Consider the following 12,125-nt stretch of genomic DNA (forward strand, 5'->3'; position numbering starts at 1 on the left):
CACAAACTTATGAGTAAACCGGCAGACGTTTGCAGATTTCCGTCACCTTGATCCGAATAGCAGCAATTACTTTTTCATCACCGTGACTGTCAATCACATCACACATCCAGCCTGCCAGGTCAGTGCAATCCTGTTCGCTGAAGCCACGCGTAGTGACAGCAGGTGTACCAACGCGGATACCGGAGGTCACAAAAGGCGATTGCGGATCGTTAGGCACTGCATTTTTATTGACAGTGATATGTGCGTCTCCCAACCAGGCATCAACTTCTTTACCGGTTAATCCGGCTTCAATAAAACTGACCAAAAACAAATGATCATCGGTCCCTTTGGAGACGACGTCATAGCCACGAGCCATAAATACTTTGGCCATGGCTTGTGCATTCTTGACTACTTGCTGCTGATAGGTCTTGAACTCAGGCAACATTGCTTCTTTAAACGCGACCGCTTTCGCTGCAATCACATGCATCAACGGGCCACCCTGAAAACCCGGGAAGACGGCAGAGTTGAGTTTTTTCTCGATTTCAGGATTCGATTTAGCCAGAATCAAACCACCACGTGGACCTCTTAATGTCTTATGAGTCGTGGTAGTGGTTACATCGGCGATCTGCACCGGATTTGGATAGAGTCCTGCTGCCACTAAACCGGCAACATGAGCCATATCAACCAGTAGATAAGCTCCAACTGAATCGGCTATATCGCGGAATTTTTGCCAATCGATAATGCGCGAGTAAGCTGAAAAACCGGCGACAATCATTTTGGGCTGATGTTCTTTGGCTAGTTTTTCGACTTCATTGAAATCGATTTCACCGGAATCACTGCTGATACCATAAGCAACAGAATTATAGATTTTTCCAGATGCACTGACTTTAGCACCGTGTGTCAAATGCCCACCATGCGCCAAGCTCATTCCAAGAATGGTATCCCCCGGTTGCAATAAAGCCAGATAAACAGCAGCATTGGCTTGCGATCCTGAGTGGGGTTGTACGTTGGCATAATCTGCGCCGAATAAAGCTTTTGCGCGTTCGATTGCCAGATCTTCTGCGGTATCAACATGTTCACAACCGCCATAATAACGTTTACCGGGATAACCTTCTGCGTATTTGTTGGTTAACAATGAGCCCTGAGCTTCCATCACCCGTGGGCTGGTATAGTTCTCAGAAGCGATTAATTCAATATGATCTTCCTGACGTTGTTCTTCAGCTGAAATGGCTTGAAATAACTCGTCATCAAAATCAGCAATGCTCATGTTTTTTTTGTACACAGTTTTCCCCTGTAGCGGCTGTAAATGCCCGCATATTGTATCCCACAACGCACGTAGCATCTATGTAAGAATAGAATTTTTAATTACCCAAATGAGGAGTCATTATGAAAATAGCCATTCTTGGTGGTGGCCTGATGGGAAAGGCGCTTGCAAAGCACCTTCTCAACCAGAAATGTGATTTAAGTATCTACAACCGCAGCATCGAAAAAATTACTGATTTAAGCGCACAACACGCTAGAATCTGCCCCACTGCAACGGAAGCGATACAAAATAGTGACATCGTTCTGCTATTACTGAGTGATGCTGATGCGATTGCTACAGTTCTTGATAGTGTGGAGCCCACAGCATTTACAGGTAAATTATTTATCCAGATGGGCACAATTGCGCCAGAACAATCACAACATATTGAAAACCAGTTAAACAGTATCGGGGCAGAATATCTCGAATGTCCGGTTTTAGGCAGTTTGCCAGAGGCTCAAAGTGGCAAACTGATTCTGATGGCCGGTGGTGATGAGGCAAATTATCAACAAGCCCTGCCACTATTGAAAATGATGGGTGAAACGCCGCGTTATATTGGTCGTACAGGCCAAGGAGCTGCACTTAAACTGGCGATGAATCAATTAATTGCTGGACTGACTGCCACATTTTCATTAAGTCTGGCGCTAATTGAAGAATCACAGATTGATGTTGAGCAGTTTATGCAGATACTGCGTGAAAGCGCTTTGTATGCACCAACTTTTGATAAAAAACTGGATCGCATGCGTAATCGCCATTTCAGTGATCCAAACTTCCCTACCAAACATTTGGCGAAAGATACTCGGTTGTTTCTCGAAGTCGGTGAACAACTGCGTCTTGATACAAGCGCTTTAGAGGGGATTAATCGTTTACTGGATAAAACTCTGGCAATGGGATTGGATAATACCGATTATTCGGCAATTTACGCTGCCATCTCGCCCGATCGAAAATAGTTACACAGACAAAAACGCCCTCATAACGAGGGCGTTTTAAAATCATTCTATGCAATTATTACAAACTGAATAAATCACGGCGAATAATCGTTTCACAGCGATCTGGCCCCGTGGAAATAATATCAATCGGCACCCCAGCGAGCTCCTGAATTTTATTGATATAGTTACGTGCATTTTCGGGTAAGGCATCAAACTCCGTAATACCCAGCGTAGAGTCCTGCCAACCTGGCATGTCGATATAAACGGGCTCACAACCTTCAAATTCATCCGCACTCAGTGGAAGAACTGTGACCTCTTCACCATTACGTTTATATCCAACACACAAACGAATGGTTTCAAGACCATCCAATACATCCAGTTTAGTTAAACATAAACCGGTAATACTGTTAATCCAGCTGGCACGATTTAAGGCCACCATATCTAACCAACCACATCGACGATCTCGCCCTGTAGTCGAGCCTTTTTCACGACCTTTTTCGGAAAGATGTTTACCGATGCCACAACTTAGCTCAGATGGAAATGGGCCGGCACCTACACGGGTTGCATATGCTTTGGTAATACCCAGTACATAATCGATATGACATGGACCAACACCAGCACCTGTGGCACTGCCACCGGCAGTGGTATTAGATGAGGTGACATACGGATAGGTACCATGATCAATATCCAGCAGTGCGCCCTGCGCACCTTCAAACATCACACGATCGCCATTTAAATAATATTGTTGAAGCATTGCCGGGATATCAGCAATCATTGGCAACAATACATCACGCATTGCTAACGTCTCATCCCGCACTTGTTCAAAACTGACCGGCGCGGACTGATAGTAGTTAATTAATGCAAAATTGTGAAAACTGACGACTTCACGAAGTTTTTCAGTAAATTTCTTTTCATTGGTCAGATCACCAAGGCGTAAACCACGACGCGCTACTTTATCTTCATAAGCAGGACCTATACCACGGCCGGTAGTCCCAATGGCATCTTTACCACGGCGTGATTCTCTGGCGACATCCAGAGCAACGTGATATGGCAAAATCAACGGACAGGCTGCACTGATTTTCAAGCGTTGACGTACCGGAATACCATTCGCTTCCAGCTCATCCATTTCTTTAATTAACGCTTCAGGTGATAACACTACTCCGTTGCCAATCAGGCATTGAACATGCTCACGTAAAATTCCTGACGGTATGAGATGCAGAATGGTTTTTTTGCCTTCGATAACCAAGGTATGTCCTGCATTATGTCCACCTTGGAATCTCACTACCGCAGAAACGCTATCGGTCAGCAGATCAACAACTTTGCCTTTACCCTCATCGCCCCATTGGGAGCCGATCACTACAATATTTTTAGCCACGCGTGTTATTTCCTGTCTCGACCACTTGCCAGTGGCCATCTTGTTGAATCAATGTTTTTTCACTATGTGTTGTACTACCAGGCAAATCAAATACAACAATGTGTCCCTGTTCTCGTAAATCTGCCACTAACTCCAGCTGTTGCGGATCAGCGGACCAAACTGTCGAGATAACCTGACGCTTTTCAGTGGGTTTAGGAAAACTCGTGACGAGCTTTTTCAAATCCAAACTGAACCCTGTTGCCGGTTGCGCATGACCAAAATCTTGTCCGATGTCATCATATCTGCCACCCAGTGCAATCGCTTGAGCAGAATTAGACTGATAAGCCGCGAAAACAACTCCGGTATGGTAGTGGTAACCACGAAGCTCTGCCAAATCGAAATTTAATTGGATATCAGGTAATCGCTGTTGTGCCATCTCGGCTAATAAAATCAGCGAATCAAGCGATTTTAATACTGGAGCAGGCGCTTTTTGCAATGTCTGTTTTGCTTTATCCAATACACTCACATCACCATTAAGTTCGGATAAAGCCGCCAACATGTCACTGGCTTCCTCAGCAATCGCATAACCTGATAATAATTTTAAAATTTCAGGTAAAGCCTTGCGTTGCATGGCAGAAAAAAGTGCTTGCTCTTGTTCATCATCCAGTTCGGCAAAATCGGCCAATCCACGATAAATACCGACGTGGCCAATATCCAGCGAAATTGGACCAGAAACCCCACTGACCTCTAATAACTCGATCATCAGCTGGATAATTTCCATATCGCTTTCCGGCCCAGCATGTCCGTAAATTTCGGCACCTAATTGAATTGGATTTCGTGAACTGGTCTGGCCAGCCGGCAAGGTATGCAGGACACTGCCGATATAACAGAGACGCAATATGTTGCTATTATCACGCAAACGATGCGCCGCAATTCTGGCAACTTGGGGAGTCATATCGGCACGAATACCAAGCAAACGACCTGATAACTGATCAATCAGTTTAAAGGTTTGCAGATCCAGAGTTTTAGCAGTTCCGGTTAATAACGAATCCAGATACTCGACCAACGGTGGAACGACGAGTTGATATCCCCAACTTTGCATACGATCAACCAACTGCCGATGCATCCTTTCCAGCTGTGCAGCTTCTTCCGGCATTAATTCATCGATGCCCTCAGGGAGCAACCAACTTTCTTTCAATGTCATGTAAATTAATTAACCCAATATAAAATCAGCAAGCCTGCCACCATACTGAGCAACCCGGTTATACGAAGTTGTTGATCAGTCATGGTGGCAACCTGCAATAAGGCCCGCCTTAATGCTGCAGGATTAATAAAAGGCAAAATCCCTTCAATTACCAGCATTAACGCAGTGGCAAGCCATAGGCTATGAATCAGCGAATCGCTCACTGCTCCAATGTATTCAAGTCACTAAAACTGCTGAAAAAATCACCTTTCGGCTCAATAACCAGCAAATCATCTCCTTGGAAGATGTGTTTATAAGCACCTAAGCGGCGATAAAAGGAATAGAAATCCTCGTTCTGCCCATAGGCATCGGCATAGATTTGTGTAGCCAAAGCATCACCTTCACCTCGTAACATTTCAGACTGGCGATTGGCTTCAGCCAGAATAACAGTACGTTGTCTATCTGCATCCGAACGAATTTTTTCCGCCTCTTCTGCACCGCGAGACCGTAAATCTTTCGCGACACGCTCACGTTCCGCTTCCATTCGGGTATAAACAGATGTACTGACTTCTGTCGGTAAATCAATACGTTTAATACGAACATTGACGACTTCAATACCAAATTCTGCTGAAATCCGGTTTGCTTCATCCATTAAGCCACTCACCATTTCAGAACGTTCACCGGATACCACTTCCTGAATAGTACGACGTCCAAATTCAGCTCGTAAACCATCTTTGATGATTTGCGATAAGCGTAATCTGGCACTTTCCTCATCGCCACCCATTGAAGTGAAGTAATCCGCTACATTAGAAATACGCCATAAAATGAAAGAATCAACAATAACGTTTTTCTTTTCGCCAGTCAGATAACGGGCTGGTGTAGCATCTAAACTGAGAATTCGGCCATCAAAGCGACGCACTTCATTTACAAATGGAATTTTAAAATGAATACCGGGTTCAAAATCGGCTTGTTCAATTTGACCTAAACGAAGCAAAATAACGCGCTCACGTTCATCTACAAAAAAGATAGCTGAACTTACCGTGATCAGTGCCAGAACAACAATAAAAATAATTGCAGTAAATTTAGAACTCATAATTAACGTCCTCCTCGGCTACGTGATCCATCTTGAGCAGAGGAACTCGTTGTGGATGTTGTGTTTGTTGTAGTCGGGTAATTTAAGTTATTTAAATCTACACGGGGCACCTTGTTACTACTGCTGCCCATTTTATCCAGTGGTAAGTACAAGACATTATTGCCACCACTTTCAACATCAACCATAACTTTCTGACTACGACTGTAAACCGATTCCATCGCGTCAATATATAAACGTTCCTGGGTGATTAATGGAGCCTTTTCGTATTCCGTCATAACTTGTACAAATCGACTCGCTTCACCATTTGCTTTTGCAACGACTTGGCTCTTATAGGCTTCGGCTTCCTGAATTACTCGGAAAGCCTGACCACGAGCGCGTGGGATAATATCGTTTGCATAAGCCTCGGCTTCGTTTTTCTGTCTCACTTCGTCTTCACGTGCTTTAACCACGTCGGCAAAAGCTGACTGAACCTGTTCGGGGGGCTGGACATCCTGCATACTGACACTGGTTACTGTCAGACCAGTAGCATGAGCATCAAGCATGGCCTGTAAACGTTGCTCTGTTCTGGTAGCAACTTCACTACGACCTTCTGTTAATACAAAGTCCATAGTCGATTGTCCAACAACTTCACGCACAGCACTTTCCATCATTTGACGTAAAATGGTGTCAGGAGTACGAACATTAAACAGATATTGTGCTGCATCATTTATACGATATTGACCGGCTATTTTTAAGTCGACAATATTTTCGTCATTCGTCAACATGAGAGACTCTGACAAAACATTGCTTTCTGGTCTGCCACCACTTGAACGGTAACCGATTTCAACTGAACGTATTTTGGCAACATCGACCACTTCAACTTTATCGATTGGATAAGGAAAGTGCCAATGGGGTCCAGGCATGGAGGTATGGCTGTACTGACCAAAACGCAGAACAACACCCCGTTCCGCAGGCTCTACGATGTAGATACCAGAAAGTAACCAAACCAACAGGATAATGGCAGCAATTAATCCGGCGCCGATTGAGCCAGATTTGCTTCCACCTTCAGGCGGTTGGGTATTGTTACCACCACCGCTTTTACCGCCAAACATTCCAGCGAATTTCCGTTGTAGATTTTTTACTACTTCATCAAGATCGGGGGGGCCATCATTATTGCCACCGCGTTTACCCCATGGGTCTTTATCACCACTGCCGGGTTCGTTCCAAGCCATGTACCGCTCCAAAATTTAAATTAAGATTTTAATGTGGGAACCGAATGAATCTATTTTACGGACATGGGTGCCGATAGCAACCAAAAGTCCGTTTTAATTGACTGGTTCTATCGTCAAGAGTTGCTCAGGAAAATATTCTTGCAATGCCAATCTTAGAAGCTCCAAGCCTTCGCCAGTATGAGCAGAAAGCCATATTCGACGAATTTTTCCTTGCTGATCTCTTTCCAGTTTGGGCTGGACGTTGTCCAAGCGGTCAATTTTGTTATAAATGATGAGTTGCGGCAACTCGTCAGCACCTATTTGCTGTAGAACATCATCCACATGTTTCATTAACTCATCTCTGTCTGCTGCAGCAGCATCAACTACATGTAATAAAAGAGAAGCATCACGCGTTTCTTCAAGCGTCGAACTAAATGACTCGACCAAATCATGTGGCAACTGGCGGATGAATCCAACCGTATCGGCAAGTATCAAGGGTTCTGTATCAGCAATTCTGAATCTGCGCAGAGTAGGATCTAACGTTGCGAATAAACGATCATCAGCATAAACATCTGAAGCCGTCATTCGATTAAAAAGCGTCGATTTACCCACATTGGTATAGCCAACCAGCGAAACAACCGGTACCCCTGCTCTCTGACGAGAACGACGGCCTTGATCACGTTGCGATCGAACTTTTTCCAGTCGCTTTTTGAGAGATTTAATTCGTTGGCCTAGTAAACGTCTATCGGTTTCAAGTTGCGTCTCGCCTGGTCCACGTAAACCGATACCACCTTTTTGTCTTTCCAAGTGAGTCCAGCCACGCACTAGTCGAGTTGAGAGATGCTGTAACTGTGCTAATTCGACCTGTAGCTTGCCTTCATGTGACCGGGCTCTGCGGGCAAAGATATCAAGTATCAGACCCGTTCGACCTAAAACACGACATTTCAGGCGTTGTTCCAGATTGCGTTCCTGACTTGGAGATAATTCATGATTAAAAATTACTACCGCTGCATCATTTGCAGCGACTAATTCCGCTATTTCTTCAACTTTACCGGTTCCGGCAAAGTATTTTGAATCAGGTCTCTGACGTTTACCGTGCACCACAGCCGAGACGGCAGCACCTGTTGAATTAACCAGTTCGAAAAATTCTTGTTGGGTTTCATCAAAGTCTCGATCATTAAAATCGAGATGAACCAGAACTACTGATTCTTGTTCAGCATTTTTTTCAAATGCAGCATTGCTATCAGGTCTGTCAAACAATCAATAAACTCCCTTATTCATCCTGGGTTATTTGAACATTGCGAGCAGGAACAATAGTAGAGATTGCATGTTTATATACCATTTGATTTACAGAGTTCTTGAGTAAGATGACAAATTGATCAAATGAATCAATTTGCCCCTGTAATTTAATACCATTTACAAGGTATATTGACACCGGAACATTTTCTCGACGTAATGCATTTAAAAAAGGATCCTGCAAGGATTGGGCTTTAGCCATTGTCGACTCCATCGTTGTTATTATTGTTAAACTTCAAGGTGTATTAGGCATTCTAAAAGGCTACGCAAAATCGTCAAGCTTTATCGGCTTCAGCCAATTTACAACGCACGAAATCTAACACCTGCTTTTCTGGTAAATCTATGCCACTATCAAACCAGACACCATCTTTTTGTGCTCTTAACCATGTTAATTGGCGTTTTGCCATTTGCCTTGTAGCGATGATTGCTTTTTCAATAAACGTTGATTCATCATATTCACCGCTCAAGAAAGACCAAGCCTGTCTATAGCCTACAGCGCGAATAGATGGTAACGAGCAATGCAGATCGCCACGATCATAGAGATTTTTTACTTCACTAATAAAACCGGCTTGCATCATCTTTTGATAACGGTCTGCAATCCGTTTATGTAGAATTTTTCTATCAAAAGGAGACACAATAACTTTAATCACTTTATATGGCAGCAAAAACTCTGAATATTGGGTTAATTCAGTCAAGGATTTACCTGAAAGCTCATAGACTTCTAAAGCACGTAATAGTCTTTGTGGATCATTAAGGTGAATACGTTTTGCTGAAACGGGGTCTACCTCGGACAATCGTTTATGCAAAGCAGATAAACCATATTCCTCTAGCTGCTCCTGAAGTCTTTCTCGAACATGTATATCTGCTTCTGGTAAATCAGCGATACCATATTGCAATGTTTTAAAGTAAAGCATAGTTCCGCCGACCAGCAAAGGGATCTTGCCACGGCGGGTAATATCAGCCATTAACGTCAGGGCATCTTGTCGAAACCGTCCGGCTGAATACGTTTCCTTTGGATCAATAATATTGACCAGGTGATGGGGAAACTTTTTTAAAGTTCCAACACCTGGTTTTGCCGTACCAATATCCATCTGACGGTAAATAAGTGCAGAGTCCACACTAATAATTTCGACAGGCAAATGTTGGGACAGAAATAAGGCCAAATCTGTTTTTCCGGCTGCCGTTGGCCCCATTAAAAAGATTGCTGGTGGTGCGTATTGGCCTTGCAACAAGTTTATTTATTACCCTTGTTTCATTGAGTCAAAAAACTCAACATTCGTTTTTGTCGACTTCAAACGATCCATCAAAAACTCCATTGCTTCGATGGGCTCCATTGGAGCCAGAATCTTGCGTAGAATCCACAGTTTCTGAAGATCTTCTTCATTTGTCAGTAACTCTTCGCGGCGTGTGCCCGAGCGTGTTACGTTAATTGCAGGGTATATGCGACGGTCGGCAAGTTTGCGTTCAAGTAACACTTCCATATTACCTGTACCTTTAAACTCTTCGAAAATAACTTCATCCATGCGTGAACCGGTTTCTATCAAGGCCGTTGCAATGATGGTTAAGCTACCGCCTTCTTCAATGTTACGAGCCGCACCAAAGAAACGTTTAGGTCGTTGTAACGCATTTGCATCAACACCACCGGTCAAAACCTTACCAGAGGAGGGTGAAACGGTATTATAGGCACGAGCTAAGCGAGTAATTGAATCCAACAGAATTACAACATCATGCTTGTGTTCCACGAGTCGTTTTGCTTTTTCAATAACCATTTCTGCTACTTGTACATGACGTGTGGCAGGCTCATCAAAAGTACTTGAAACGACTTCGCCCCTTACTGAACGTTGCATTTCAGTAACCTCTTCCGGGCGCTCATCAATCAACAATACAATAAGATCGCTTTCAGGATAATTCGATGCAATCGATTGTGCAATTGACTGTAAAATCATTGTTTTACCAGACTTTGGTGGAGCAACAACCAAACCACGCTGGCCTTTACCAATTGGTGCAGCTAAATCAATAATTCGGGCAGTTAAATCTTCTGTACTGCCATTACCACGCTCAAGATTGAAACGTTCGTTTGCAAAGAGTGGGGTAAGGTTTTCAAAGGGAACTTTATTACGGGAATTTTCGGGTTTTTCGTAGTTAATCTCATCGACTTTTACTAAAGCAAAATAACGCTCACTGTCTTTAGGTGGACGAATTTTACCTTTAATCGTATCGCCGGTTCGTAAATGGAACCTTCTTATTTGGCTCGGTGAAACATAAATATCATCAGGACCCGCTACATATGAATCTTCAGGAGAACGTAAAAAGCCAAACCCATCTGGTAATAACTCTAATACGCCTGTAGTGTAAACATCGTCACCTTGTTTAGCATGTGCTTTTACAAGTGCAAAAATAAGCTCTTGTTTTCGGTTTCGGGCAAGGCCCTCGAGATTCATGGAGAGTGCAAGTTCCATTAATTCAGCAGCGGACTGCTTTTTCAGTTCTGTCAGATTCATGTATTACCTAAAATGGGTTTTTATATCAGAATTGCCTTGGATGCGCGTGGAGAACGCGATGTCTATGAAGTTTGGGAGATATGACCAGAAAATTGCCAGCAAGAATATCAGGAATTGGTATAGTCGTCCAGCATTTTTGGGAAAAAACTCCTTAGTGGAAATTTTAGTTGTTAATTTTGTGCTTAGTGAAACTAATAGTACATGTGTTTTGTTCTAATAAGGTAAACAATTTGAAAGAGGCTTTAAATGACTAAGTGGTCTGCGTTTTCCGTGGCAAGTTTGCTTTTCATGGTGCTGACGGGCTGTAGTAATATTCCGAAACAGATTACTACAGCTCCGCTTAATGATCTTCAGCTTAGTAAAGTTCGTGATCAAGTAGAAAACTTTCAAAACCAACAAGTCCGCTGGGGTGGCGAAGTCGTCAGTGTAGAAAATAACAATGATGTATCGCTTGTTCAGATCGTTCAATATCCCCTCAATAATTATGGCAAACCGGTTACTACTAAATCCAGTGAAGGACGTTTTATAGCCAAAACAGATGAATTTATTGATCCCGTCGTTTTTAAAGAAGGAACACTACTCACATTTACGGGGATTGTGGATGGTGAGACGGTTCGTAAGATAGACCAGAAAGAATTAACCATGCCAGTAATTAATGTTACGTATATGTATAGATGGCAAATATATCCTACGGTTCAAAGAGATCCGTTTTATGACCCATTTTATTACAATGGCTTTTATCCCTATCATGGTTACTATGATAGGTTTTGGTATCACCCTCGATTCGGATATAGATATTATTAATAAACTTGAACGCATTTAAGCAGGGATTTAAACCCTTCGTTTGATTATATATTTCTAACGCCTAATGTAAATTTACTGTCTGCCGGATATTTAACTGGCAGCTTATGTAGAAAACATGCCGGTATCATTATCTTTCTATCACAGAAAGATGTTCATTAAGCTCGGAAATATGCCACTCTTCTATATTGACGCCTTCGATAAGTCCCTTTAATTCTGGCCCGGCTTCTCCTTGGTTTATCACCACCTCCCGGATCCTGTGGGCTCTCGTTCTGCCAAGAACCGGGCTGGTACGGAGCTTGCGGCCACCGGCCTGTCGTGCCGGCCAGGTGAACGCCTGGCATTGTTGGTGACCTATCCAAAGCCTCGCAGTTATTCTCATGCATGTGATGTGCGCCGGGAACGCAGAAGCGGTTATCGGTCACTCTGTTCAAGTAAGTCACATTGTCTAAACGATAGAGAAAAAAAGGCCAATCTCGCTCGAGATTGGCCTTTTCTA

General features: G+C 43.3%; 13 protein-coding genes. 3 read left to right on the top strand and 10 right to left on the bottom strand.

Annotated features, from left to right (window positions below):
* Positions 1 to 7 precede the first annotated feature (7 nt).
* Complete coding sequence (gene glyA, locus LGT40_RS08005; protein WP_226070442.1) at positions 8 to 1,261, bottom strand: serine hydroxymethyltransferase; 1,254 nt, start codon at positions 1,259 to 1,261, stop codon at positions 8 to 10.
* Positions 1,262 to 1,365: 104 nt separating this feature from the next.
* Here glyA and LGT40_RS08010 point away from each other — a divergent pair, with 104 nt between their 5' ends.
* Complete coding sequence (locus LGT40_RS08010; protein ID WP_226070443.1) at positions 1,366 to 2,229, top strand: NAD(P)-dependent oxidoreductase; 864 nt, start codon at positions 1,366 to 1,368, stop codon at positions 2,227 to 2,229.
* A 58-nt stretch (positions 2,230 to 2,287) separates the two neighbouring features.
* Here LGT40_RS08010 and LGT40_RS08015 read toward each other — a convergent pair whose 3' ends face one another.
* The 9 genes from LGT40_RS08015 to rho all read right to left on the bottom strand — a co-directional run bounded on the left by LGT40_RS08015 (position 2,288) and on the right by rho (position 10,825).
* On the bottom strand, positions 2,288 to 3,583 hold the full coding sequence (locus LGT40_RS08015) for an adenylosuccinate synthase (protein ID WP_226070444.1): 1,296 nt from the start codon (positions 3,581 to 3,583) through the stop codon (positions 2,288 to 2,290).
* Positions 3,576 to 4,766, bottom strand: coding sequence for an ATP phosphoribosyltransferase regulatory subunit (locus LGT40_RS08020; RefSeq protein WP_226070445.1), 1,191 nt, complete (start codon positions 4,764 to 4,766; stop codon positions 3,576 to 3,578). Before LGT40_RS08020 ends, LGT40_RS08015 begins: the two co-directional genes overlap by 8 nt.
* Positions 4,767 to 4,771: 5 nt before the next feature.
* Positions 4,772 to 4,969, bottom strand: coding sequence for a DUF2065 domain-containing protein (locus LGT40_RS08025; RefSeq protein WP_226070446.1), 198 nt, complete (start codon positions 4,967 to 4,969; stop codon positions 4,772 to 4,774).
* Positions 4,966 to 5,838, bottom strand: coding sequence for a protease modulator HflC (gene hflC, locus LGT40_RS08030; RefSeq protein WP_226070447.1), 873 nt, complete (start codon positions 5,836 to 5,838; stop codon positions 4,966 to 4,968). Before hflC ends, LGT40_RS08025 begins: the two co-directional genes overlap by 4 nt.
* 2 nt (positions 5,839 to 5,840) lie before the next feature.
* Positions 5,841 to 7,049: an FtsH protease activity modulator HflK gene (gene hflK / locus LGT40_RS08035; RefSeq protein WP_226070448.1), complete on the bottom strand. Its 1,209-nt coding sequence runs from the start codon at positions 7,047 to 7,049 to the stop codon at positions 5,841 to 5,843.
* 93 nt (positions 7,050 to 7,142) lie between these two features.
* A complete protein-coding gene (hflX, locus tag LGT40_RS08040; protein ID WP_226070450.1) occupies positions 7,143 to 8,288 on the bottom strand; it encodes a ribosome rescue GTPase HflX in 1,146 nt (381 codons plus the stop codon).
* A 13-nt stretch (positions 8,289 to 8,301) separates the two neighbouring features.
* Entirely contained in the window at positions 8,302 to 8,526 is a 225-nt protein-coding gene (gene hfq / locus LGT40_RS08045) for an RNA chaperone Hfq (RefSeq protein WP_226070451.1), read from the bottom strand.
* 73 nt (positions 8,527 to 8,599) lie between these two features.
* Positions 8,600 to 9,517, bottom strand: coding sequence for a tRNA (adenosine(37)-N6)-dimethylallyltransferase MiaA (miaA, locus tag LGT40_RS08050; RefSeq protein WP_226070455.1), 918 nt, complete (start codon positions 9,515 to 9,517; stop codon positions 8,600 to 8,602).
* A 48-nt stretch (positions 9,518 to 9,565) separates the two neighbouring features.
* The gene (rho, locus tag LGT40_RS08055; RefSeq protein WP_014707466.1) at positions 9,566 to 10,825 is read right to left on the bottom strand and encodes a transcription termination factor Rho; all 1,260 of its coding nucleotides are present in this window, start codon (positions 10,823 to 10,825) and stop codon (positions 9,566 to 9,568) included.
* A gap of 246 nt (positions 10,826 to 11,071) precedes the next feature.
* On the opposite strand from rho, the gene LGT40_RS08060 reads away from it, so the two are divergent.
* Positions 11,072 to 11,629 (top strand): Slp family lipoprotein, encoded by a 558-nt coding sequence (locus LGT40_RS08060; RefSeq protein ID WP_226070453.1) that lies wholly within the window; start codon positions 11,072 to 11,074, stop codon positions 11,627 to 11,629.
* Positions 11,630 to 11,885: 256 nt separating this feature from the next.
* Positions 11,886 to 12,125: hypothetical protein (locus LGT40_RS08065; RefSeq protein WP_226343188.1), on the top strand; the 240-nt coding region annotated here is incomplete at its 3' end.

Source organism: Methylophaga pinxianii (assembly GCF_020447225.1).
GTDB lineage: Bacteria > Pseudomonadota > Gammaproteobacteria > Nitrosococcales > Methylophagaceae > Methylophaga > Methylophaga pinxianii.